This is a genomic window from Hyphomicrobiales bacterium (genome assembly GCA_016125495.1).
Taxonomy (GTDB): Bacteria; Pseudomonadota; Alphaproteobacteria; order Rhizobiales; family RI-29; genus RI-29.
In genome coordinates this window covers 24,204-48,794 of record WGLQ01000011.1, presented here as the reverse complement: position 1 = coordinate 48,794, position 24,591 = coordinate 24,204, and the positions used below count along the sequence as shown (strand labels likewise).

The 24,591-nt window shown below is 68.1% G+C and carries 21 protein-coding genes; 9 read left to right on the top strand and 12 right to left on the bottom strand.

The genetic code is table 11. From position 1 onward, the window contains the following. Positions 1–147 precede the first annotated feature (147 nt). Genes GC150_10160 through GC150_10150 form a run of 3 tightly spaced genes read left to right on the top strand, consistent with a single transcriptional unit; the run spans position 148 to position 2,922 of the window. Positions 148–1,248 (top strand): histidinol-phosphate transaminase, encoded by a 1,101-nt coding sequence (locus GC150_10160; GenBank protein ID MBI1385263.1) that lies wholly within the window; start codon positions 148–150, stop codon positions 1,246–1,248. Beyond that, positions 1,245–2,234, top strand: coding sequence for a prephenate/arogenate dehydrogenase family protein (locus GC150_10155; GenBank protein ID MBI1385262.1), 990 nt, complete (start codon positions 1,245–1,247; stop codon positions 2,232–2,234). Before GC150_10160 ends, GC150_10155 begins: the two co-directional genes overlap by 4 nt. Then, positions 2,194–2,922 carry a gamma-glutamylcyclotransferase gene (locus GC150_10150; protein MBI1385261.1) on the top strand — a complete coding sequence of 243 codons (729 nt, stop codon included), beginning with the start codon at positions 2,194–2,196 and terminating at the stop codon, positions 2,920–2,922. Before GC150_10155 ends, GC150_10150 begins: the two co-directional genes overlap by 41 nt. Before the next feature lie 56 nt (positions 2,923–2,978). Here the strand turns inward: GC150_10150 and GC150_10145 are convergent, their stop codons facing one another. From GC150_10145 to ftsE, 6 genes are all read right to left on the bottom strand, one after another. Then, the gene (locus GC150_10145) at positions 2,979–3,473 is read right to left on the bottom strand and encodes a hypothetical protein (GenBank protein MBI1385260.1); all 495 of its coding nucleotides are present in this window, start codon (positions 3,471–3,473) and stop codon (positions 2,979–2,981) included. A 203-nt stretch (positions 3,474–3,676) separates the two neighbouring features. Then, the gene (locus GC150_10140) at positions 3,677–5,821 is read right to left on the bottom strand and encodes an adenosylcobalamin-dependent ribonucleoside-diphosphate reductase (protein ID MBI1385259.1); all 2,145 of its coding nucleotides are present in this window, start codon (positions 5,819–5,821) and stop codon (positions 3,677–3,679) included. Positions 5,822–5,944: 123 nt separating this feature from the next. Continuing rightward, complete coding sequence (locus GC150_10135; protein ID MBI1385258.1) at positions 5,945–6,736, bottom strand: 1-acyl-sn-glycerol-3-phosphate acyltransferase; 792 nt, start codon at positions 6,734–6,736, stop codon at positions 5,945–5,947. A 118-nt stretch (positions 6,737–6,854) separates the two neighbouring features. Next, positions 6,855–7,514, bottom strand: a complete 660-nt coding sequence (locus GC150_10130) for a YdcF family protein (protein ID MBI1385257.1) — start codon at positions 7,512–7,514, stop codon at positions 6,855–6,857. Positions 7,515–7,618: 104 nt separating this feature from the next. Further along, positions 7,619–8,470, bottom strand: a complete 852-nt coding sequence (locus tag GC150_10125; GenBank protein MBI1385256.1) for an ABC transporter permease — start codon at positions 8,468–8,470, stop codon at positions 7,619–7,621. A 244-nt stretch (positions 8,471–8,714) separates the two neighbouring features. Then, positions 8,715–9,371 carry a cell division ATP-binding protein FtsE gene (gene ftsE, locus GC150_10120; GenBank protein MBI1385255.1) on the bottom strand — a complete coding sequence of 219 codons (657 nt, stop codon included), beginning with the start codon at positions 9,369–9,371 and terminating at the stop codon, positions 8,715–8,717. A 219-nt stretch (positions 9,372–9,590) separates the two neighbouring features. Here ftsE and GC150_10115 point away from each other — a divergent pair, with 219 nt between their 5' ends. The 3 genes from GC150_10115 (at position 9,591) to GC150_10105 (ending at position 13,361) form a co-directional block, all read left to right on the top strand. Then, the gene (locus GC150_10115) at positions 9,591–11,543 is read left to right on the top strand and encodes a DUF3426 domain-containing protein (protein MBI1385254.1); all 1,953 of its coding nucleotides are present in this window, start codon (positions 9,591–9,593) and stop codon (positions 11,541–11,543) included. Between the two features lie 89 nt (positions 11,544–11,632). Continuing rightward, the gene (hpt, locus tag GC150_10110) at positions 11,633–12,208 is read left to right on the top strand and encodes a hypoxanthine phosphoribosyltransferase (protein MBI1385253.1); all 576 of its coding nucleotides are present in this window, start codon (positions 11,633–11,635) and stop codon (positions 12,206–12,208) included. Positions 12,209–12,386: 178 nt separating this feature from the next. After that, entirely contained in the window at positions 12,387–13,361 is a 975-nt protein-coding gene (locus GC150_10105) for a hypothetical protein (protein ID MBI1385252.1), read from the top strand. Positions 13,362–13,432: 71 nt separating this feature from the next. Here GC150_10105 and GC150_10100 read toward each other — a convergent pair whose 3' ends face one another. Continuing rightward, positions 13,433–14,539, bottom strand: a complete 1,107-nt coding sequence (locus GC150_10100) for a hypothetical protein (protein MBI1385251.1) — start codon at positions 14,537–14,539, stop codon at positions 13,433–13,435. 190 nt (positions 14,540–14,729) lie between these two features. Between GC150_10100 and GC150_10095 the strand changes: the two genes are divergently transcribed. Next, on the top strand, positions 14,730–16,355 hold the full coding sequence (locus GC150_10095; GenBank protein ID MBI1385250.1) for a hypothetical protein: 1,626 nt from the start codon (positions 14,730–14,732) through the stop codon (positions 16,353–16,355). Positions 16,356–16,403: 48 nt separating this feature from the next. Here the strand turns inward: GC150_10095 and GC150_10090 are convergent, their stop codons facing one another. The 4 genes from GC150_10090 to argH form a co-directional block, all read right to left on the bottom strand. Beyond that, complete coding sequence (locus GC150_10090; GenBank protein ID MBI1385249.1) at positions 16,404–19,154, bottom strand: DUF4175 family protein; 2,751 nt, start codon at positions 19,152–19,154, stop codon at positions 16,404–16,406. A 162-nt stretch (positions 19,155–19,316) separates the two neighbouring features. After that, the gene (gene lysA, locus GC150_10085; GenBank protein MBI1385248.1) at positions 19,317–20,591 is read right to left on the bottom strand and encodes a diaminopimelate decarboxylase; all 1,275 of its coding nucleotides are present in this window, start codon (positions 20,589–20,591) and stop codon (positions 19,317–19,319) included. A gap of 173 nt (positions 20,592–20,764) precedes the next feature. Next, positions 20,765–20,947, bottom strand: a complete 183-nt coding sequence (locus tag GC150_10080; protein MBI1385247.1) for a hypothetical protein — start codon at positions 20,945–20,947, stop codon at positions 20,765–20,767. A 100-nt stretch (positions 20,948–21,047) separates the two neighbouring features. Continuing rightward, the gene (argH, locus tag GC150_10075; GenBank protein MBI1385246.1) at positions 21,048–22,532 is read right to left on the bottom strand and encodes an argininosuccinate lyase; all 1,485 of its coding nucleotides are present in this window, start codon (positions 22,530–22,532) and stop codon (positions 21,048–21,050) included. 17 nt (positions 22,533–22,549) lie between these two features. On the opposite strand from argH, the gene GC150_10070 reads away from it, so the two are divergent. Continuing rightward, positions 22,550–23,320, top strand: coding sequence for a redoxin family protein (locus GC150_10070; GenBank protein ID MBI1385245.1), 771 nt, complete (start codon positions 22,550–22,552; stop codon positions 23,318–23,320). A 29-nt stretch (positions 23,321–23,349) separates the two neighbouring features. Beyond that, entirely contained in the window at positions 23,350–23,754 is a 405-nt protein-coding gene (locus GC150_10065; protein ID MBI1385244.1) for a hypothetical protein, read from the top strand. 99 nt (positions 23,755–23,853) lie between these two features. On the opposite strand, the gene phbB is transcribed toward GC150_10065, so the two are convergent. Next, the gene (gene phbB, locus GC150_10060; protein MBI1385243.1) at positions 23,854–24,579 is read right to left on the bottom strand and encodes an acetoacetyl-CoA reductase; all 726 of its coding nucleotides are present in this window, start codon (positions 24,577–24,579) and stop codon (positions 23,854–23,856) included. Positions 24,580–24,591 lie beyond the last annotated feature (12 nt).

The window sequence follows — 24,591 nt, the reverse complement described above, 5'->3', positions numbered from 1 at the left end:
ACCGCGAAGCGTGGAAGCAAAGCCACGGCGGGCTGAATGTCAACGTTTTCTTTGCTTTCCCGTCGGGCCCGACTTAATCAGTCGCGGGCGCCGTCCTGGCCGGTCGCGAAGGCGTTTCGGGACGGCAAGAGGTCTGGAGGAAATGAGATGGTGGGTCCGGTCCCCAAGGCGGGCATTCTCGAGATCGATCCCTACGTTCCGGGCGAGAGCGGGGGGCCGGATGCGATCAAGCTTTCGGCCAACGAGAACCCGCTCGGCCCGAGCCCGGCTGCGGTCGCTGCCTATCACGCCGGGGAAGGTACGCTCGCGCGCTATCCCGACGGTTCGGCGCGCGCTCTGCGCTCGGCGATCGCCTCCGCGTACGGCCTCCATCCAGACCGGATCGTCTGTGGCGCCGGTTCCGACGAATTGCTGAACCTCATCGCTCATGCCTACCTCGGGCCGGGTGACGAGGCGATTCATACCGCGCACGGCTTTCTCGTCTACCGCATTGCGACGCTGGCGAACGGCGCGCGCCCCGTGGTCGCGCCGGAGAGCGAGCTTCATTGCGACGTCGACGCCATCCTCGAAAGGGTGACGCCGCGAACGCGCGTCGTTTTCCTCGCCAACCCCAACAACCCGACCGGAACTTACATTCCCGTCTCCGAGGTGCGACGCCTGCGCGCCGGACTGCCCGAGGGCGTGCTTCTCGTCCTCGACGCGGCCTATGCCGAGTATGTCGAGCGCAACGATTACGAGGCCGGCATCGAATTGGTCGCGACCACGCCGGACACGGTGATGACGCGGACGTTTTCGAAGATTCATGGTCTGGCATCGCTGCGCCTCGGCTGGGCCTATTGTCCTCCCGGCGTCGCCGACGTCCTCAACCGCATTCGCGGTCCCTTCAACATCTCGGCTGCCGCGATCGCGGCCGGCATCGCCGCCATCGGCGACCGTGAGCACGTCGCGCGTTCCCTGCGCTCCAACGCCGAGGCCATGGCCACCCTCGTCTCGGGGCTCGATGCCCTCGGTATCCGGTCGACGCCGAGCGTCGGCAATTTCCTTCTCGCGCATTTCGATCCCGCGGGCGGTCGCACCGCCGCGGCCGCCGACGCGCATTTGCGCGCCGATGGGATTTATGTCCGCCGGGTCGCGGGCTACGGCCTGCCGGACGCGCTACGCATCACGGTGGGCCTTGCCGCCGAGAACGCGGCGTTGCTGGCCTCTCTCGCGCGCTTTGCGCGCGCCGCGCCGGGTGATCGTTCATGAGCGGATTGGAAAGGCTCGGCGAGCCGGTGTTCGAGCGCATCGCGATCATCGGCGTCGGCCTCATCGGTTCGTCCGTGGCGCGGGCGGCGCGTGAGTGCGGTGGTGCGCGCTCGCTCGTCGCCTACGACCGCGATGCGGGCGTGCGCGCGATGGTCCGGGAACTCGGGATCGTCGATGCGGTGGCAGAGAGTGCCGCCGAGGCGGTGAGCGGCGCCGATCTCGTCGTTCTCGCCGTGCCGGTCGGGGCCTGCGGTGCCGTCGCCGCCGAGATTTCCACCGCGCTCGGGGCGGGCGCCATCTTGACCGATGTCGGATCGGTCAAGGCCTCGGTCGCGCGCGACGTTTCGCCGCACGTTCCCGCGCACGCCATATTCATCCCCGGCCATCCGATCGCCGGTACCGAACATTCCGGGCCGGAAGCCGGATTTGCATCCCTTTTCCGTGGCCGTTGGTGGGTCCTGACGCCGCTCGACGGCAAAGGCGAGGAGGCCGCCGGCCGCCTCGCTGCGCTCGTAACCGCGTTCGGCTCGAAGGTCGAAACCATGGACGTCGCCCACCACGACCTCGTGCTCGCGGTGACCAGTCACCTGCCGCACCTCATCGCCTACAACATCGTCGGTACCGCGTCCGATTTCGAGGCCGTGGTCAAATCCGAGGTGATAAAATTCTCGGCCTCCGGCTTTCGTGATTTCACGCGCCTTGCCGCCTCCGATCCCGTGATGTGGCGCGACGTCTTCCTCAACAACCGCGAGGCCGTGCTCGAGATGCTCGGCCGCTTCTCGGAGGACCTGTCGGCGCTCCAGCGCATGATCCGCAGCGGCGACGGAAACGGCCTGCTCGAGCGCTTCACCGAGACACGGGCCATCCGCAAGGCCATCATCGAGGCCGGCCAGGACACCGCCGCTCCGGATTTCGGCCGCCTCGGTCTCGGCGCGGTGGCGGACGATGGCGCGACTGGCCAGCCCCGAGAGGGTGGCCGGAGCTGATGGCATGTGGGTCTTCGGCTATGGCTCGCTGATGTGGAATCCAGGCTTTGCCTTCGAGCAGGCGAGGCGCGCCCGCATTTTTGGCCACCACCGCGCGCTCTGCGTCTACTCCGTGGTGCATCGCGGAACGCGCGAGCGGCCCGGCCTCGTCTTCGGGCTCGATCGCGGCGGAACCACCGAGGGCATGGCGTTCTTCGTTGCCCCGGCCGACGCGCGCGAAGTGCTCGCCTATCTCCAGGCCCGCGAGCAGGTGACCGGCGTCTACCGCCAGAAGCGCGTCCACCTCGAGCTGCTCGGCACGGGCGCGGAAGGTCCGTGCCACGTGCACGCCATCGCCTTCGTCGTCGATCCGACGCATCGCCAGTATGCCGGCCGGCTCCCGCTCGATGTCCAGCATGCAATCGTCAGCGCCTCCGTCGGTGGCTCGGGGGCGAACACGGATTATGTACTCGCCACCGCGCGCCATCTGGCCGAATGCGGTGTCCGCGATCGATCGCTGGAGCGGCTGGTGGCGCGTCTGGCGTCGAGCCCGCGCGGTCTTGCCGTGCGGCGCGGTGATGACGGCGGGGGTGGTTCGTGGGCGCATCGCATGCTGCGCCTGTCGACGCCCTCCTGGGCGCGTCCGCGCCCGCTGCGCGGCCTCGCCGAGATCAAGGCGAATTACCGGCGGCGTATCGAGCGCCGATGAGCGCCGACTTCGGGCCGGGGACGCATTGGAGAGTTGGGTTCGGACGTTCTCGCGCTTCAGAGCGCCATCGCTGCGGGCGAAAGGCGCGGCGCGCTCGCCCCGATCGTGCCGAGGCAGCCGGCTTCGAGGTCGGTTGCAACGAGCCGCTCACCCTCGAGCCGCCAGTTCCGACTGGCTGCGAGGCGATTGGCCCCGGCCTGTCCCCGAAGCGTGCCGGGAACATCCCGGCGCACGCTGGCCTCGGCGCTGGACCTCCGAACGCGGGCGCTCCGGGCATAACGCACGGGCGTCAGCAACGCCACCTCGGTTGCACCGAGTGAGGCGGCGGCATAGCGGATGCGGGCGAGATTGTGGGTTGCGCAAGTCTCTTCGGCGAGACCGACGAAGAGCGCCCGGCCGTCGCCGTCGAGTGCGATGAAGACGCCGCCTTCGATCGCCGGCAGATCCCTGAGGCGGTAGACCCGGACCGTGTACGTGCGACCGGACGCCCCGGCCATCGTCTCGTGGCGGACCACCGGCGCGATGTGCAGATCGGCGATCTGAGCTGTCATGTCCGTCGGCCCCGTTTTGCCCCGTCGGTGAGCCACCGTTCGTGGCCATCGACAAGGCAATGGAATAGCCAGAGTTTCCAGCGGAATTATGGCCCTTGGTGTAATATTCGTTCATCTTCGCGGGATCGAGCGCTGCCACGGGTCGCTGGTCGCCATTGCCGGTTTCGGGGCCTCGCCGGCCAACGCCTTCCGCCGCCACGGCCTCAACCGCAGCGCGAGTAGCCGCAATCCGGGCAGAACCCGCATCCGTCCCGGCTCATGAACCCTGCGCCCCGGCACTCCGGACACGCCTCGTCGAGCCGCCCGCCGCCCTCGTCGACAGCCGCTCCGATCGCGGGCCGTCCGGCGCTCCTCGACGGCGACGCCTCGGCGGCCAGCGTCGCCATCGCCCCGCCCGCCGAATGGGAAGGCCCCCGTCCGCGCGCGCCGACCTTGCGCGTGCCCCGCCTCGGACCAGCCGCGGCACGAGCGGGAGGCCCAGCGTCCTTGGCCGCGAGCCCAGGCGCCCCACACTCTTCGGCGAAGAGGACGCTGCCGGTGACCTCGTTCGGCCGGAAAGTGGTGCAGCCCTTGAGACCGGACGCGTGCGCCGTCAGATAGATGTCCTTGAAGTCCGCAAAGTCGATCGCGCGAGGACAATTGATGGTCTTGGAGATGGCACTGTCGACGTGGGGCTGCAGCGCGGCCTGCATGGCGAGGTGGTCGCGCGGACTGAGTTCTTCGGCGGTAACGAACGCCGCCGGCAATTCGCTCGCGCCAGCCTTGCTCACACCGACATGGCGCTGTCCGGGCCGGCCGCTGCCGCCCGCGATCTCGCTCGCCACGCCCTTCGCCGGCACGCCCTCGCCCGCCGCGCCCTCCGCCGTCGCCCCAGCGAGGGCCGGCTGCCTGCCCGCCCGCCCGCCGAGCCGCCAGACCCTGTAGGCGTGATCCTCGACGTGCTCGACCCGCACGCGATCGCCACTTTCGCGCAATCGCCGCGCATAGCTCAGCCGGAAGATCGGTTCGATCCCGCTCGAGACGTTGCCCGCCAGCAGCGAGATCGTCCCCGTCGGCGCGATCGATGTGAGCAGCCCGTTCCGCAGCCCGTGCCGGGCGATGAGGTCGCGCGTTTCGCCCGAAAGGCGCCCGACGCCGGGCCGCGCCATGATCGACTCCCGGTCATAGAGCGGGAAGGTGCCCTTCTCGCTCGCCAGATGGGCGCTCGCGCGGTAGGCGGCATTCTGCAGCCGCGCCATCCAGCGCGCCGCGGTCTCCCGACCGGACTGCGAATCGTAGCGCAGTCCGAGCAACACGAGCGCATCGGCCAGTCCCGTAACGCCAAGCCCGATGCGCCGCTTCTGGCGTGCCTCGAGGCGCTGCACGGCGAGCGGATAGGCCGAGACGTCGATGACGTCGTCGAGGAAACGCACCGCGGTCTCGGTCAATTCGTCGAGCCGCCCCTCGTCGAGCCGTGCCCCGGCCTCGAACGGCTCGCGCACCAGCGCGGCGAGGTTGATCGAGCCGAGCAGGCACGCCCCATAGGGCGGCAGCGGCTGCTCACCGCACGGGTTGGTGGCCGTGATCGTCTCGCAGTAACCGAGATTGTTCTCCTCGTTGATCCGGTCGATGAAAATGACGCCCGGCTCGGCATAGGCGTGGTTGGCCCGCATGATCCGGTCCCAGAGCGCCCGGGCCGAAACGGTCCGATAGACCCGGCCGTCGAACACGAGGTCCCAGTCCCGATCCTCGCGCACCGCCGCCACGAAGGCATCGCTGACGAGGACGGAGAGATTGAACATCCTGAGCCGAGCCGGATCGGCCTTCACATCCACGAACGCCTCGATGTCGGGATGATCGCACCGCAGAGTGCCCATCATGGCGCCGCGCCGCGCCCCGGCCGACATGATCGTGCGGCACATCGCGTCCCAGACGTCCATGAAGCCGATCGGCCCGGAGGCGTCGGCCCCGACCCCCTCGACCAGGCTCCCGGACGGTCTGAGGGTGGAAAAATCCTGACCGATTCCGCCGCCGGCCTGCATGGTGAGCGCGGCTTCCTTGACCGCCTCGAAGATGGCCGCCATGTCGTCGGCGATGGTGCCCATCACGAAGCAGTTGAAGAGCGTGACCCGCCGCCCACTGCCGGCGCCCGCCAGAATGCGTCCGCCCGGTAGGAATTCGAACCGCTCCAGCGCCTCGCGGAAGCGCCCGCGCCAGTAAACCCGGACACCCGGTGCCTCCGCCCGTGCGACCGCCCCGGCCACCCGCTCGTGCGTTTCGCCGATCGAGCCTTCCTGGCGCCCGTCGATCGCCGACGTCAGCCGGTATTTCTGCGCCCAGATGTCGTGCGAAATCTGCGGGAGGTCCATCACTTGCCGTACCACGTCGAACCCTCTGGGACCAAAGCCGTCCGATGCAAGCTAGGCCCGTCGGTCGTTCGAGTCAAGCAATGTTCTCGAAACGTTACAAGAACAATTGTGTGGTGCACGCGTTCACGGAGTCCGGTCGGCCGAGGCCTGGACGGGTTGCGCGACGGCCCCGTCGACCGCCTCGACGACGAGCCTGTTGCTCGCCGCCCCGATCGCCTCGGCGAGCGCCCCGTTGAACTCCGCCCGCCCGAGCCCCGGCGGGATCGCCCGCCCGATTTCGACCACCAGCCGCCCGCCCCGTCGCCGCAGCCCGCGACGCGGCCAGAAGACGCCCGAATTGAGGGCCACTGGCACGCATGCCACCCCGAGGCGCTCATAGAGCATCACGACGCCCGGTTTGGTCTCGAATGGGGCATCGAGCGGCTGGCGCGTGCCTTCCGGAAAGATGAGGACGTCCCGGCCATCGTCGATGGCCCCCCGCGCCCGCGCGATCATCTCGCGAAGGGTCGCTGCGCCTCCGGTCCTGTCGATGGGGATCATCTCGAACTTGCGGATGAACCAACCGTAGACCGGGATCGCGAGCAATTCGGCCTTGAGCACGAGGGCCGGATCGCGAAAGAGCGGAATGAGGCCGATCGTGTCCCAGGCGCTCTGGTGCTTGGCCGCAACGAGCGCCGGCCCCTCCGGCAGGTTCTCGCGGCCGCGTACCTCGAGGCGCGTTCCGACCAGCAGGCGCATCAGCCAGACGATGGCGTGGGCATGGGCCCGCAGCCCGAACGCTGCCACCCGGCGCGGCGCCAGCAACAGCGGCGCCCCGAGGATGAGGAAAAGGGCGGTCACCAGATAGAAGGTGATCGTGAAAGCGATGGCGCGAGCGCGCTCGAGGAGGCCCTCGGGCTCGACGTCGACGGGCATTGCGGCCTCGCGGCTGATGTTGCGGACCCGGCGCCGAGACTAGCCGCGTCGGTGCCCGACCGCCAGGGTTCGTCCGCGACGGCCGCCGCCGCCGCAGGTTCGCCCGATAGGGGGCCGATCAGACGCGCGCGCCGGAAGTCGTCCACCAGCTGGACCACAGGCTGCTGCCGAGCGCGGCAACGTCGTAGCCGGTCAACCGGCTCACCGCGACCTGCACCATCACCGGCAAGAGCTTCAGGTACTCGACGACGAGCAGACGCGCCGTCTGGCCGTCGCGCCACCATTCGTCGATCGCGATGTCGCCGGCGACCACCGGATAGGGCTCGAATTCGACCCCGGGCAGCGCGCGGCCGAGTTCGGCGAGGCTGCGCGGCATGTGATAACTGGAGGTCACCACGATGATCCGCCTGAAGCCTGCGCGCCGCACCCAGTCGCGCGTTTCATTTGCGTTTCCATGGGTGTCCTGGGCATCGTAGCCGATATCGATGCAGCAAACGAACAGCCGGCGCGCCGCCGGCAGCACGCGGATGAGGTCGCCTTGCGTGGTTCGCGGATTGACACCGGAAATGAGCAGGCGCTTGGCCTTTCCCGCCGCCAGCAGGCCGACGGCGACCGCGATCCGGTCCTTGCCCCCGGTTAGCGCGACGATCCCATCGGCGGTTCCGATGGAGCCCGGCGGCTCGCGGCTCAGCATGGCGACGAACGCAACGAAGCCGATGCAGAGCGCGACGGCCGTGAGCACCAGGGTGCGCAACATGAACTTGAAGGCCGGCCACATCCCGCTTGGCCTCTCTCTCCGTGGCAGCGTGGTCGGCTCGGAGGTTACCCTCAACCTATGTCATTCGAGAACAGCTGATTTCCACTAATTGCCGCCCGCCTGGCTCATGGCCGGTTGTGCAGGATGCCGAACACGCCATATCGCGAGGTCAGCATGCAGAGCGCCGCGATGATGACCACGATGATGCCCAACAGGAAATAGCCCGGCAGGTCCAGCACGCCGGCCCCGACCAGTCGATTGATCTCGGCCATGGTGACGCTGCCGCCGCCGAGCATCTGCACCAGCCAGGGCATGAGCAGGAACACCAGCATCGCGCTGCCCGCACCCACGATCCCGGCACGAATGCCGAGCGTCAGGAAGTGCTTTTCGAATTCGTGCGCGATGAACCGATCGGTTGCGCCGACGAAGTGCAGCACCTCGACGATCTCCCGGTTCGATGCCATCGCGCTCTTGGCTGCCGATACGATGATGGCGGTGGTCGCGGCACCGACCAGCAGCAGGATGGCGAGACCGCCGAGCGCCAGCGAGCGCGTGACGGTTCGGATCTGGCGCTGCCACTGCCTGTGATCGTCGAGTGCGACACCAGGAAAGCGCTCGGCGAGCGTGGCCGACAGGCGGTCGAGGTCCGGCGGCGCGCGACGCTCGAGCTGCAACGCGATGAGGCGCGGCACCGGAAGCGCCTCCAGTCCTGCCCCCTTGCCGAGCCAGGGCTCGAGCAGGGCGAGGGATTCCTCGGCCGAAAGCGGTCGCACGCTTTCGACGCCGGCCTCACGCGCGAGGAAGAAGGCAACCTCCGTCACCCGCTTCTCGACGTCGCCGTCCCCGACCGTTTCGACCTGTACGGTCACCTCGCTCGCGATGTTCTGCATCCAGGCCGAGGCCGACTGGTTGACCATGTAGACGGCGCCGGCCGTCAGGCACGCGAGAAAGCACATGATGGAGACCACGAGGGTCATCGAGCGACCCGTCACCGAGCCGGCCGGCACGATGCCGGTGCTGGTCTGGAAGGCTGGCGCGCGTCCGCTGGCGCGCGGCTCGCTGACCAGTTCGTCCTCCGGCCGGGCGGTCAGCGGCTCGTCGATCTGCTCGCCGCGCGGGCTGCTGATGACGGTGGGCTCGATCGGCACGGCTTCGGGTTCGTTCGCCGGGCGCGTTCCGGGAGACCGTGGCGGCACGGGACGGGGTGGCGGAATCCGGCGGTCAGATGATTCGGACATGGCCCTCGTGCAACTCCAATCGCGGCGCCTTGAATTGGCGCATGAGCTGATAGTCGTGCGTTGCGATGATGACGGACGTGCCGAGCCGGTTGAGCTCGACGAACAGTCGCAACAACCTGCGCGCCATCTGCGGGTCGACGTTGCCGGTCGGCTCGTCGGCGAGCAGCAGCTCCGGCTTGGCGATCACCGCTCGCGCGATGGCGGCGCGCTGCTTCTCGCCACCCGAAAGGACCGCCGGATAGGCATGCATCCTGTCGCCGAGGCCCACCCACTGCAAGAGGTCGGTGACATCCTCGCGGTATTCGCTGACCCGTTTTCCGACGACCCGCAGCGGCAGCGCCACGTTCTCCCAGGTCGTCAGATGGTCGAGCAGTCGGAAATCCTGGAACACGATCCCGATGCGACGGCGCAGTTGCGCGCGCTTTGCGGGCGTCACGCGCGAGACGTTGGTGTCGAACAGGTGCACCGACCCGACCGTCGGCTGCAGCGACATGAACAGCAGCCTGAGGATCGTCGTCTTGCCGGCCCCGGACGGGCCGGTGGGGAAATGGAAGGAGCCGGGCAGCAGGTGGAAGTCGACATCCCTGAGGATGTGCGGCCCCCGGCCATAGCGCAGCCCGACGTTCTGCAATCGGATCAACGGTCCACCTCGTTGCTGGCGGGCGAGCTTGCCCAGCCCGACGTCCGGCACCCTTATGTGCGAGCCGCTCTTCCGGTTCAATCGATCCGCTGACCCGATCCCGCCCGCTCTTTCGCCGGGCCGGGCGGCGCGACGAATCGCTTTTCCGGCATTTCGCCTTTGTCGTTCCAATTTCTTGGTTATTTTATGAGCGATCGGAGTGGATGGTAGAACGAGACAATGCTGATCGAGTGTCCGAGCTGCAGCGTGCAGTACGAGGTGGAGAGCGCCGACGCGCTGGTCGGGCGCAAAGTCCGCTGCACCGAGTGTGCGCACGTCTGGAAGCCCATTCCATTCGCGCCGGGTGAAACCCCGCCGACAGCACCCGTCGCGCCGAAAAACCAAGCGCCGGCATCGGCTTCCGGGGATGACGCTGGCGCACGTGCTGGAACCGACGATCGGCCCGCGACCGCCACTTCCGGTGAGCCCGAGCCGCGCCAGCCGACCGACACCAGTGCGCGAGGCAAGGGCGAGTACCCCGGCGAAGACGCCGGGCAAGAAGCGAGCGCGCCGGCCGGCGCCGACGCTGTGGGCAGGAACGAAGCGCCGTCGAATGTCGATGCAACTCGCCAGGTGCAGGACGCGCCCTCGCCGGTCGTGACCACTTCGGCGCCGCCCGCGCCACCGGCGCCCGTGTCTCCAAAGGCCGCGCCTTCGCCCGAAGCGGGTGTCACCGCGACCGTCGCGCCGGCTGTCGGCGCGCCTTCGGTCGAGCCCTCTCAGCTGACCGGCGAGGCCGCCGGCAGCGATCGCACCCCGCCGGCCCCTCCATCGCCGCCGGCCCCCAGGGCCGCCGCTGCCATCGATGAGGCACCGCCCGCTCCAGCCCGCAAGTCGCCGCCGCAGCCGGCACCGGACCAGCCCCGCTTGGCCCTTCGAGAGTCCGAAGGCCAACCCGCCGCGGCGCCACCGCCGGCCCCCCGGGCCGCCAGCGCGCAACCAGCCGCCGGTCCGCCTCCTTCTGGCGAAACCCCGGCTCCCGCGGCTCCGGTCGGCCCCGTCGCTGCCGTTCGGCATGGCCCGGACGAAGGCAGAGCGTCACCACCCCGGCCCGGCCCGCGACCGGCGCCGCCACGGCCCTCTCTGGCCGGCCCGGAGTCCCGCGAGGATCACGACGAGGATTTCAGCGACGAGCCGGACGATCGGACAGGAGACGATTGGCCGGAACCGGATGCGGGCGAAGCTCCCGTGGCTCCGCGCTTCGAGCGGCCCCGCGGCCCACGGCTCGCCGAGCGCGCCGCCAATGCCCGCGCCGTGCAGGCGCGAGCGAACGGTTTCCCCGTCCACCACGAAGATGACGACCCCGACCTCGAGGAACACGACGACGACCGCCCCCGATCGGGACGGTCGGACGCTGGTCTCTCCCCATCCGATATCGTCCCGGCGCGTTTGACTGACCAGCACGCGAGGGCCGCCCCGAGCGCGCGCACTGGCCGCGCCGCGCGATGGCACGAGCCGATCGAGCCCGGTGAACCGTCGCTCGATGACATCGACGGTCGCCCCTCGGCCCGCGCTCCGGCCGGACCGCACGCCGACGTTGGCGACGGCAACCGGCGCTACGAGGGCGAATATCCGTCCGACCCCGAGTTGGAAGGCCCGCCCTTCGGTGGCGACTTCGAGGTCGATGAGGACTTCGGCGCCAACGCCCGCATCCTTGGCAAGACCGGTCGCTCGGTTTCGCGCCGCTCGCCGCTCGCCCTCATCGCCCTGACGCTCGGTTGGCTCTTGCTCCTGGCTGTCGCGGGCGGTGCCGGCACCGTCATCGCCCTCTATCCGGATGAGGTTTCGGAGCGGTTTCCGGGCATGCGCAAGTTCTACGCTGCCGTCGGTCAACTCGCCTTGCCCGCTGAGGAATTGCGGATCGGGGCCTTGAAGGTGAACTGGCACCGCGCCGTGAACACGGGCGTCGCTGTCGTGCAGGGCCGCCTCGTCAACGTCACCGAGGCGCCGATCGTCAGTCCGACGCTGGAATTCCTGGTCCGCGACGAGTCCGGTAACCAGGTCTCGAGTTGGACCCAGCGTCTGGAAAACCTCACCATACCGGCCGGGAAGGGCGTTCCGTTCGCAATGCGAATTCCCGTGCCACCGGGCATTGCCCGCAGCGTCGATGTGCGACTTTCTCCGGCCGGTTGACGGCGGCTCGCCTTGCGTGCCCCGGCCGCTTCACGGGTACGTTCCCAGCGGCGCGTTTAGGCTGTATGTCGGCGGCTCGGATTCTGGGCATGATCGATGGAGGAGCCGCCTTGCTGGTTCTGGACGAGCGGCGCGTGGTCGAGACGATATTCAGCGCGGAGCGGATTTCCGAGCGGATCGAGGGCCTGGCGGGCGAGATCGCCCGTTCCGGCCTCGACGATCTGGTGGTGGTCGCGATCCTCAAGGGCAGCTTCGTTTTCGCGGCTGATCTGCTGCGCGCACTGCATCGCGCCGGCATGGCTCCGGAGGTCGATTTTCTCACACTACAGAGCTATCACGACGCAACGGTCTCGAGCGGCCGGGTCAAGGTGCTGCGCGATATCGAGCGGGACGTAGCAGGGCGCGACGTGCTCATCATCGACGACATTCTCGAGTCGGGCCGCACCCTCGCCTTCGCGCGCGGTCACATCCTGGCGCGCGGCGCCCGCTGCGTGCGCACGTGCGTGCTTCTGGACAAGCCCGTGCCGCGCGCCGGTGCCATCGAGGCGGACCACCGCGCCTTTGCGTGCCCCGATGTCTTCGTCGTCGGCTACGGCATGGACCTCGCCAACCGCTACCGGGAACTCCCCTTCGTCGGCCGCATTGTCGAGCGGGCGAGTGGCTGAGCGCCAGCGATCGTCGCAGGCATGGTGCCCGGCCTGTGGCTGTCGGGACGCGGCGGAACATCATTTTTCGAATTTCGGATAATCCGGCCGGCCAATTCCCTTGGCCCCCGATGCTCAGTGTGCATCACTTCACGATCGACCTGCGTGCTCGTATCCGTTCCGCGTTGTGAGGCCGCCCATGTTCGTTTCACGCCTGGCCCTCGCGGCATTGATGATTTCGTCGTCGATCGCTCCCTGCCTCGCGGCGGAAGGCAGCAGCGCAGCGGGCGTCGCTGGTGGCTCGGACCTCGGATCGGCCTTGCTTCCGCCCCCGGGTCTCTATGCCGCCGGTATCGCCGCCTTCAGCCAGACGGAGGATTTCTACGACGGCGCTGGCCGTTTCGTGCCCCTGCTGGACGGGCTTTCGATCGATGGCGGGGTCGCCGCGCTCGCCGTTCTCTACGTTCCCGATTTCGAGGTTCTGGGCGGCCGCTTCGGCCTCCTCGGCTCGGTTTCCCGGGCTCGCGAGTGCGGCACGCTCAGTGTCTTCCTGCCGAGGAAGTGCACGTACGGCTGGGGTGACCCCTACGTCGAGGTGAACTGGTCGCGCTTCTTCGGAACCTTGCGCCCCTCCGCCGAGCCGACCGCCTATCCGATTGCCGAGGGCCTCGCGCTGCAGATCGGCCTCGGCCTCGTCATCCCGGCCGGCCAGTACGACCCGGTCGACTATGCGACCTTTGGCGTTTCGGCAGGCAACAATGTCTGGGATGTTGCGCCGATGCTGGCGGCGACCTACACCACACCCGCCATTTTCGGCGAGGGTACGGAATTGAGCGCCAAGGTCTACTGGAACAACTACCGCACCAACGAGGCGACGGGCTACCGCACGGGCGACAATGTGACGGTCGACTTCGCGTTGACGGAGCACTTCGGCCGCCTGCAAATCGGCATCGCCGGCCTCTACGGCAAGCAGATCGAGGACGACCGCGCCTTTGGCTTCCGCGTGCCGCCGGACGGCAGGCGCACCGATGGTCTCAGCCTCGGCCCGGTCATCGCCATCGATCTGCCGGAGCTTGCCGGCTCCCTCAAGATCAAGGGCCTGCGCTCACTGGAGGAGAGGAATGCCGTCTCCGGCCAGGGCATCGCCATCACCTACGGCATGAAACTCTATTGAGGGGGCGAGGTCTGAGGCCGGCGGACGTGCCGCCGGCCGACGGAGCTTTATGCCAAGAGATCGGAGAAATCTCACCTGACGTGGACGCGACATTCGTCGGATGTCGTGAGGCAGGTCTGTTGCGAAGCGTCGCTCGGATCGAAACAGCCGGGCTGGCATTTGGGTGTCCAGCTTCCCGCCGGTGCATTTACCGCACAGACGGCTGCATTGGATCGAACCGTGGTTTCGCCGCGGACATGATTCGGAATTTGCAGGGTCCACTGGTAGAGGGCGAGGTTCGCATTGCCGCCGCCAGGAACCTTGCAGTTTCGCGAAATGGTCACGGATTTCCCAATTTCCTGCGCGGTGGTGATCGCCTCTGATGTCTCGCGCGTGGCGGTAACCGTGGTCGAGGCTTCAGCGAAGGACGACTTCACAGTAACACCGACCGCTACGGCAACCGACCAAGCCTTCGTATTTGTGGTTGAATTGCTCGTGGTCGTACTGTGCTGCATTTCGAAGGTCGTCTCACCCGGTCCCGTGTATCTGTCGACGAGGACCCAAGACCCCTTTGCAACCAAGGCCGCATCACCCGAATGCGAGAGGTTCTGGACGTTAAACGTTCTCTCTCTGACCGAACCCCAATCGCTGTCGTCGCCAAAGCATGCCCGGTAGTCATTGTCTGACAAAAAAACACTGTTCGAAAGCACAGTGTTCCCGCTCCAGCGTGCGACATACATTCTGCTCATGCAATAATCGTCGTCGGTCGAGGTTTCGACCTTGGCCACCACAACGGGACCGACATCCTCGATCGAGTCTCCACCCTGATTCGATTGCTTGAAACAGGTCCACTCGTTCCGTTGGAAGTCATCGCTGCCGGTGGCCACTTCGAACTTCTTGGTCGTCGCTCCCGATACACCGGAGAGCGTGACGTATATGTCGCCATCGGTACCGGCGTTCGCAAAGTCGCTGGTATGCATGCAGACTTCGGTCTCGACTTTTGGCCCGGCATAGGCGGGCATGGACGTACCGAAGGCCATTCCCCCGATCAATGCCGCGATGAACAACGTCGCTGGCTTTGGGAGACGGGCAAGGCACATCCCGTTGTCGTGCGGCCTGGAGCATGCCACGTGGGCAAGGGTGGCGATGCCCTCCGCATCCCTGGCTTCGAGCGCGCCCGCGAAAATGCGCCAACTCATTTTACCCTCCCTTTGTTCAGTCCTCTATGTGTGCGACCGCGTGACCTTGCGACGGTCACGTTCGATTGCTGACTGAACGCGCGAGACCGCGCATACCCCACATGGGGTATACGGAGTGAGGCGATCCATGGGGTAGGATGACGGAGAGCGCTGGAGGCGACCTCGATGCGGGCCGCCTCGCACGCAATCCATGGGAAGTGCAGGAGGGAGGGCAACAGACGTGCAGGACGAGCGCTCCGATGGCTTGGGCCATGCGTTGCGGGCCGTGCTCGGCCTCGAGCGCCTCCTGCGCGGCGCCCCGGGCGGTGCCGCCTCCGGCTCCGGCAATGCCGGCATGATGACGCAGCTTGCCGGCCTCCTGCGATCCGAGGACGATCTCCAGGGGCTGGTCGGCGATCTGTGCCAGCAGCATCCGGCCGGCGCCATGCTGGTCAATGCATCCGGCCGTGTCGTTGCGATCACCGAGCCGATGGCCCGGCTGTTCTCGCTCGAGACGGGCGCGGACGTCTTCTCAGAGGACCTCGACCGAGATGTGCAGATGGCGGTGCGCGCCGCGATCCGTACATTATCTTCCACGCTTGGTCGGGCGGCCCAGATCGTGCCGATCACCTCCGACGGGCGCTCTCAGCTCGCCGCCATCGAGCCCTATTCGGGTGAGGGCGGCCTCCTCCTCCTCGTGCGTCTCATCGGCCAGCCCTGGCACGAGCGCCTCGAGGCGCGCCTTGCCGAGACGTTCTCCCTCACGGAGACGGAGGTCGAACTGGTCAGGGGCCTCTACCAGGGCCTCAAGGCGCGCGAGATCGCCGAGGGGCGCGGGCGCTCCATCGACACCGTGCGCACGCAGCTCAAGCAGATCCTGCGCAAGACGAATGCGGCGAGCCAGAGCGAATTGATCTCCACCATCGCGGCACTCAGCATCGAGGCGCGTTCGCAATTGCGGGGCGAGGGCGTGCGCACGGTTCGGCTCGCGAGCGGTGCCGAGATCGCCTTTCGCGAGTATGGCGCGCAGGCCGGCCGGCCGGTGCTGATGATCCACGCCTCCACGGACCCCGCCATCGGCGCGGAAAGGATGGCGATGTTCGCGGCGGCAGGCCTTCGGGTGATCGCCCCGCTCCCGCTCGAGAACGTCGCCGCGCGCGACAGTGCCGCGTTCATCGCCCGCCACGTCGCGGCCTATCGCGATCTGCTCGCCGCGCTCGGCATCGCTCGCTGCATCGCCGCCGGCCACCGGGAAGGAGGAATAATCGCGGCCCATCTCGCCGCCGCCGAGCAGGGGCGCGTTGCAGGTGTCCTGGCGATCGACACGACGGTGCCGGCCCGGGAGGTGCCCGCGGATCTCCTGCCGCGCGGCGCCACGACGCTCTTTGCGACGGCCCGCAGCCATCCCTTCTCGAGCGAGGTCGCGCTGCGCCTCATCCAGCGCGTCATGGCGAGAGGAAAAACCGCGACCGACTACGTGATCGAACTCCTCCATGGCGACGACACCAATGCGATCGCCGAGTTCGCCGATCCCCGGCTCCGCGAGATCATCATCGCCAACTACCGTTTCGCCTATGCCGACTGCGCAAGGCTCGTCCAACTCGTATTGCTCTGGTACTCGGACTGGAGCGCGGCGGCCGAGAGCCTGCGTGGCCGGGTGCCGCTGCGCTTCCTGCAGGGCGACCGCCATTTCGCCTTGCCGCGCGTCCTCGCCGAGGATTGGTGCCGCGGGCACGAGGGCGCCAGTTGCCGCATCGTCGAGGGCGCCGGCCAATCCCTCCTCTATCGCCACACCGATGTCGTGGTCGACGAGATCGGTGCTCTTGCCAGCTGGTAGGAGCTTGCGCTGTTCGGCCTGACGATTGCCCGGCCGCCCGCCGAACTCTCAGAACCGCTTCAGCAGGCGTTCGAGATAGTCGAGTTCGATCGGTGGGCGGGTCGGCTCGCTGAGGCGGCGGCGCAATTCCTCGAGAATGCGGCGCGCCTTCTGCACGTCGATCTCGTCCGGCACCTTGACGCTGTCGCCGAGTGTCGGCCCGCGCGCCCCTTGCGGGCGCCCGAGCGGGTCGCGACCCGTGTCGGAATTGGCGGTGCCATTTTGGCCCTGCATCTGCTCGAGGATCTGCTCGGCGAGTTCCTGGGCCCCGTCGCGCAGACGCTCGAGCGCCATCTGCTCCTGATCCGTCGCGCCGGGCAGATCCGCACCGCCGAGCGCCTGCTCGGCATCGCGCATCGCCTGCTCGGCACCGTTGAGCGCGCCCGGCGTCTCCGCACCGAGTCCTTGCATCTGCTCGAGCAGTTGCTGCAATTGTCGGCGCAACTCCGCCTGCCGCTCGGCGAGGCCACCGGGTTCCAACCCTTCGCCTTCGCCCTCACCCTGCGGTTGGCCACGGTCGCCCGGCTGGCCGCGCTCGCCCTGGCCCTGGCCGCGCTGGCCCTGCCCGCGCTGCTGGCCCCGTTGGTTGCCCTCTCGGCCCTCGCGCCCCTGGCCCTGCTGCGCCCGGAACGTGTCGTCGAGCAGGCGCTGCTGCTCCTGGATGAGATTGCCGAACTGCTCCAGCATCTGCATCGCTTGGCTGCCCTGGCCCTGCTGTTGCTGGCCGCCACGGTTCGCCTGCAGCTGCTCGAGCATTTCCCGCAGTTGGCTGAGGAGCTGCTGGGCGGCATCGCGTGAGCCGCTCTCCGAGAGCCGCTGGATGTCGTCCAGCATTTTCTGGAGGTCCTGCTGGGACAGTGATTGGCTGCCCTGTGGCGGCATCTGCGGCAGACCATCGGGGTTTTCGTGGGCCTGACGTGCGAGCTGCTCGAGGAAGTTGTTCAGCGCCTCGCGCAGTTCCGCCATGCGCTGCTCGATCTCCTCGTCGGAAGCGCCATCGGCGAGCGCCTGCATCAGGTTTTCCTGCGCCTGGCGCAAGGCTCGCTCGGCATCCGAAAGGTCGCCGTCCTCGATCCTGAGCGCCACCTGCCAGAGTTGATCGACCACGCTGCGTAGCGTCACGTAGTGTTCCTGACGCCGCTCGCGCCAAGCCTCCAGCGTCTCGGCGTCACTGCCGAGCCCGCCTTCGAGCGGCGCCGGAAGCGCGGTGATGCGGAGCCGCTTGGATGCGGTCCGCAGCGCCAGATAGACGACGAGGTCTTCGGTGAACTTGTCGGGCGCGATGAGCAGGGCATCGATGGCGTCGGCGACGCGCTGATGGCGGTCTGGTGCCAGGAACAGATTGCGCCGTTGCTCGACCACGGCCTTTGCCAGCGGCTTCGTGAAACGGCGCATCGGCATCTTGAGCGCGTGCTCGCCGCTGCGCCCGACCTTACCCGCCTGATCGCGAGCTTCCAGCGACAATGCCACCCCCAGTCCGGCCCAGGGGTGCGCGGTCAGATCCTGGAAGGCCGTGCCGTCGATCTCCTTGGGGTTGGCCTTCGGCAGCCGGAGCTGCATGCGCGGCGGCTGACCGTAGAGAGGCTCGGAGCCCTCCGGCAGCACTTTCGGCGCGTCCTCGTCGCTCAGCGCGAAATTGGCCTCGGCCGAGACGATGCCGTAGTCGTCCTTGCCATAATAGCTGAGCCGCAGTGCGCCGCGTGCGCTGACCTGCGGCAGATCCTTGAGATCGATCGTCGGCGGTTCGTCCGGCGTGACGACGAAGCGCCATGTCTGCACCGCGCTCTCACCATGCGAGATCACGACGCTGGCGTCGGCCATGAGTTTGACCTCGTATTCCGTGAGGTCGCGGGCCGGTGATCGCGTGCTCGCCGCGGGCTTTTCGCCCTCCCCGTTCGCCGGCGCCGAGCCGCTTGCCTCGCCCGCCGCCTCCAACCCCTTGGGAGCGATGGTGACGTTCTCGCGGACGTCGCCTGTCCGCATCTGCATGCGGTAGGCGCCGTGGTCGCCGCCGATCGCCCGCACGATCAGCACGCTTCCTTCCGGCACCCGGACGAGATCGGCGGCGTGCTCGCCCTGCTCGAGCGTGGCGACCCGCACCGAGCCGTCGATGAGCATGGTCGGTGGCGATGCGGTATAGACCGGTGGCGTCACCCAGGCATCGAGCCGCGCTTCGACGCCGGCGGGCGTCGGCGCCACCCGACCCGCATCCGCGAGCCGGTCCCGCGCGGCGTCACCCGCGACGAGGGCGACGAAGCCGGTCGCCAGAACCAGCAGCGCACGCAGGGCAAAGGGGTCGTAGCGGTCGACCCGAGGGCGCGGAGGCGCGACCCGCAGGCGCGCGAACATGGCCTTGAGCCGCGTGCGATGCGCCTGCCAGAGGAGGCTCGAGCGCGTCCCGGTCGTCGCCGGGCTGATCTCGTCCTCATAGGAGGTGATCGGCCGGTGAGCGAGCCCCGAGTGCTGCTCGAGCCGCGCGATGGCGGCGGCCCTATCCGGCCAGCGCATGCGGATCAAAGGCACCAGCGCGGCCAGCCCGAGCACGGCGAACCCGACGAGCAGCGCCTGGTGCGCCGCCCCGCCCATGAGGCTCCAGAGCCCACCGAGCGTCACCAGGGCGAACACGAGCAACACGCCGATCGGCAGCCACAGCCTCGGCCAGAGCTGCTCGTAAAAGAGCGCCCACTTGCTCAGCCGGATCTTGCGCTCGAGGCCGGCGAGGTCAGGGTCCCGTTCGGCCTGCTGGAAATGTTCGGCCATCGTCTCTGTTGCTGCTCCCGTTGCGGCGCCGCGCCGGTCGCGCCGAAGACCACGTTACGCCATTGGGGCGCCATTCGGACCTTTCTATGGTGGCCCCGCGCGACGTTCCTGTCCACGCTGGCGTCATGCGGCTCGCTGGAAAATGATCGCCCCGGCGCCCGGTCAGCCTCGTTCGAGCCAATCCGGCAAACTCTCCAACTCGAGCATTTCCTCGTGGCTCGGCCGCCGGCGCACCACGGCCCAGCGGTCCCCGTCGACCAGAACTTCCGGCACCAGCGGGCGGCTGTTGTACGTGCCCGCCTGCACCGCGCCGTAGGCCCCCGCCGACATCACCGCCAGCCGTTCGCCGGCCGCCATCGCTGGCATGGCCCGCCCGAGCGCCAAATAGTCGCCGGTCTCGCAGACCGGTCCGACGAGATCCGTGATCACATTCGCCTGATCGAGCTTGGCTGCGTCGAGCGGCAGGATTTCATGGTGGGCGTCGTAGAGCGTCGGGCGAACGAGGTCGTTCATCGCCGCATCGACGATCACGAAGCACTTGCCGGCAGCCGGCTTGGTGAAGATCACTTCGGTGACCAGTATCCCTGCATTGGCGGCGATCATCCGGCCCGGCTCGAACGCCAGCTGCAGCCCGAGATCACCGAGCGTCTCGCGTACGATCGCCCCATACTCGCTGGGGTGCGGCGGCACGACGTTTCCTGTAACATACGGTACGCCAAGGCCGCCACCGAGGTCGGCATGGCGGATTGCATGGCCGTCCGCGCGCAATGTCAGGATCAGCTCGCGCATCAGCCGAAAGGCGGCCCGGAATGGCGCGAGGTCGGTCAGTTGACTGCCGATGTGCATGTGGACGCCGGCCACCTCGATGCCCTCGAGCTCGCTCGCCAGCCGGTAGAGGCGCCTCGCGTCGCCGTAGGGCACGCCGAACTTGGTTTCGGCCCCGCCGGTGGCGATCTTCTTGTGGGTCTTGGGGTCGACGTCCGGGTTGACCCTGAGCGCGATCCGCGCCGTGCGCCCGAGATCGCTGGCGACCTTGGCTAGCGCCCTGAGTTCGGCCTCCGATTCGACGTTGAAGCTGTGGATGTCGGCTTCGATCGCGAGCGCCATTTCCGAACGCCGCTTGCCGACACCCGCGAAGATGATCCGTTCGGGCGCAGCGCCGGCCTTGAGCGCGCGAATGAGTTCGCCTTCCGAGACGACGTCCATACCCGCGCCGGCCGCGACCAGGGTGCGCAGCACGGCGAGGTTCGAGTTCGCTTTGACCGAGTAGCAGACGAGCGCATCGAGGTCGGCGACGGCCTGCCGGAATACCTCGAGATGGCGCAGAAGCGTCGCCGTCGAATAGCAGTAGAAGGGCGTTCCGACCGCGTCAGCGATGGTGTCGAGCGCGACATCCTCGGCATGGAGCCGTCCGTCGCGGTATTGGAAGTGGTGCATGTCGAGACCCGGAAGGCGAAGGAGCCGGATGGCGCGGAGCCCGGACCATAGTCTGGCGGCATCCCGCGTCGCTTCTATCGGGCAAAAAGAGGCCGGACGGAATTGCTGATTTGTTTGGGGGAGCGTGGACCCGCACTGCTGCTGGAGCACGTCGGATCGGGACCGGGCGGCCGTTATTGCAGCAGACCGTCCAGGATGAAGGGCCGGTGCGGCTTGGTGCCGGACTGGTCGGGCGGTGCGGATTCGTTCTGGACGCCAGCCGGCGGCTCGAGCGGACCCTTTACGCCACAGGCCGCCAAGCTCGCGATCAACGCAAGCGCCACGACCGTGCTGATCCGCCGGATTGCCACCGTCAGCCTCGCTCTCTCGCTTCTCCGCTCGCCATCGTCACCGGGGGCAACGCCCGCGAAACCTTGGGATCGTTGACGCCATCACGCGCCTCGCCCCATCATCCCCTTAACCGCTCACCGCTCCGCCCGCCAGCCGATCGAGCCAGTCTCGCGCCATTTTGCGCACGTTCTGTGGCGCGGTTCCACCATAGCTCGTGCGGCTGGCGACGGACGCCGCGACCGTCAGCACGCCGAACACCCGCTCGTCGATGCGTGGGTCTATTGTCTGGAGGGCCTCGAGCGCCAGTTCATCCAGCCGGCAGCCGGCCGACTCGGCGGCCGCGACCGCCCGTCCCGTGATGTGATGGGCCTGGCGGAACGGCACCCCTGCCTCGCGCACCAACCAGTCGGCGAGGTCCGTGGCGGTCGAGAAACCGCGCGCCGCGCTCGCCTTCATGGCCGCCACGTCTGGCTCCAAGTCGCGCGCCATGCCGGCGCTCGCCGCGACCATCAGCGCGAAGTTGTCGAGCGCCTCGAACGTGGCTTCCTTGTCCTCCTGCATGTCCTTGGAATAGGCGAGCGGCAAGCCCTTCATGACCATCACGAGGCCCTGGAAACTGGCTGCGACCCGCCCGGCTTTGGCCCGAACCAGTTCGGCGGCGTCCGGATTGCGCTTTTGCGGCATGATCGAGGAGCCGGTCGTGAAGGCATCCGACAGCCGGATGAAGCGGAACTCGGAACTCGACCAGATCACGATTTCCTCGGCGAGGCGCGACAGATGAATGCCCGCGATCGTCGCCGCCGCGAGTGTCTCGAGCGCGAAGTCGCGATCGGCGACGGCATCGAGCGAGTTCGCCGTCGGCCGCGAAAAGCTGAGCGCCTCGGCGGTCATCTCCCGGTCGATCGGGAACGACGTGCCGGCGAGCGCCGCCGAGCCGAGAGGGCACTCGTTGAGCCGCCGGCGCGCATCGCCGAACCGCCCCCGGTCCCGTGCCAGCATTTCGACGTACGCGAGGCAGTGATGACCGAAGGTGACCGGCTGGGCCGTCTGCAGGTGGGTATAGCCGGGCATGACCGTATCGGCATGCGCCAACGCCTTCTCACAGAGCGCCTGCTGCAGGTCGCCGAGGCCCGCGTCGATCTGGTCGATGGCGTCGCGGATGTAGAGCTTGAAGTCGGTCGCGACCTGATCGTTGCGCGAGCGGGCGGTGTGCAGCCGGCCGGCGTCTGGCCCGATGATCTCGGCAAGCCGGCTTTCGACGTTCATGTGCACGTCTTCCAGCTCGCGTTTGAACTGGAAGCGGCCCTCGGCGATTTCGCCCCGGATCTGCTCGAGACCGGCGACGATGGCGTCGGCTTCCGCGCCGCTCAGCACACCCACTCTGGCGAGCATGCGTGCGTGCGCGATGGAGCCGGCGATGTCCTGGGGCGCAAGCCGCTTGTCGAAGCCGACGGACGCGTTGATTTCCATCATGATCGCGGCCGGACCGCCTTCGAAACGCCCGCCCCACATGCTGTTGCTGGCGGCCGGACGACCATTTCCGGAGTGGTCGGGGCTTGCCTTCGCAGCGGCGACGGCCGATTTCTTGCCGGAAGACTTCTCTGCGCTCATGCTGGAGGCTCGATCGGATGACGCAAACATCGCCAAGTGGCGCACGGCGCCTGTTCGGCATGCTTGCGGTTGCGGCAGCGGCCGCGGTTGCTGGCTATGCGGCGGTATACGTGAGTTTGCGGGGTGGCGACAATGATGCCGTGTCGGCGCCAGGCGCCGAGGCGCCCGTGACACTGGCCGCCTCCCTCGCCGCGCCCCCCGTGACCGCGCCTCGGGCAACGACCGCGCCGACCACCGCCGCGGCGTCCGTCTCAGAGGCCGGCGCGCCGCGTGCCGGCACCCCCGCCATGGCCGATCACTTCAAGCCATTGCTCAAAGGCGGCATGGTCAAATTCGTCGCGAGCCGCGTGCCGAACGATCTCGGCGCGGTCGCGTTCCGCGATGGCGAAGGCGCGCCCGTGACCCTCGCCGATTGGAAGGGCCGGGTCGTCCTGGTGAACGTCTGGGCCACCTGGTGCGCACCCTGTCTGCACGAGATGCCGAGCCTCGACCGTCTTCAGAAGGCGCTCGGCGGCGAGGCGTTCGAGGTGGTCGCGGTGAGCATCGATCGCGGCCCTCCGGAAAAGCCGGCCGCCTTCCTCGCCCGCGTCGGCGCAGAGGCATTGAAGCTTTACCACGACGAGACCGGAAAGCTCGCCAAGGCGGTCGGGGCCTATGGCATGCCGACCACGATCCTGGTCGGCCGCGACGGCTTCGAACTCGGCCGTCTGGTCGGGCCCGCGGAGTGGGACGATGCCGAGGCGCAGGCCCTGCTGAAGGCCGCAATTGCTCTCGGTGGCGGCGCCTGAGGCATGGGGACGGACTGGGAGGACCCACGGTGTCGCAACGAATGCTCGGTTTCCTGGCGGTTCTGGCTGGCGTTGCGGTTGCCTTCATTCTTGTCGCCTTCGGCGAGTGGGTGGGGCACACGCTCTTTCCGCTGCCTGCGGGCTTCGACCTGTCCAATCCCGCCGACCTCGATCGCCTGATCGCATCGCTCCCGCTCGGCGCGGTCGTTTCGGTGCTGGTCGCCTGGTCCGTGGCGTCGTTCGTCGGCGGGGCGCTCGCCGCCGGTGTTTCCAAGGCCGCCCTGCCGGCCTGGGTGGTCGGCGCCGTCATGCTCGCCGCCGCCGGTGCGACGATCGTCGCGATTCCCCATCCGGCGTGGTTCGTTGCGGCGACCGTACCGGCGATCCTGATCCCCGCCTGGCTCGCCGGTCGCTGGTTCGGCCGGTCGCGCTGAGCCCTGCCGCCATGTCTGGCAACGCAATGAGGGCCGGTGGAGCAACCACCGGCCCTCGCTATCCGTTCGTTGGCGCACGCGCCGCCGGTCGCCGCGTCGTCAGCTCGCCAGATACTGTCCGCCGTTCGCCGAGATCGTCGAGCCGGTGATGAAACCGGCATCGTCGGAAGCGAGGAAGACCACGCAGCGCGCGATCTCGTCGACCTCGCCGAGCCGCCCGACCGGAATCTGCGCGATGATCCCCTCGCGGACCTTCTCCGGCACCGCCATCACCATGTCCGTCGCGATGTAGCCGGGGCAGACCGCGTTGACGGTGATGCCGGCCCGTGCGCCTTCCTGGGCGAGCGAGCGCGTGAAGCCGAGGTCGCCGGCCTTGGAGGCCGCGTAATTCGCCTGCGCGAACTGGCCCTTTTGTCCGTTGATCGAGGAGATGTTGATGATGCGCCCGAACTTGCGGTCCCGCATGCCGGGCCAGATCGGGTGCGTCATGTTGAAGAGGCCATTGAGGTTGGTGTTGATGACCTCGTTCCACTGTTCCGCCGTCATGCGATGGAACGGCGCATCGCGCGTGATGCCGGCGTTGTTGACGAGCACCTCGATGGGGCCGAGGTCGGCCTCCACTTTTTTTATTCCCTCGACGCAGGCGCCGTAATCGGCGACCGACCACTTGTAGGTCTTGATGCCGGTTTCCGCGGTGAAGGCCTTGGCGGCCTCGTCGTTTCCGGCGTAGTTGGCGGCGACCTTGCAGCCCGCCGCCTTCAGCGCCTTGGAGATCGCCGCTCCGATGCCGCGCGATCCGCCTGTGACCAGTGCAACTCTCGACATTTATTCCGCTCC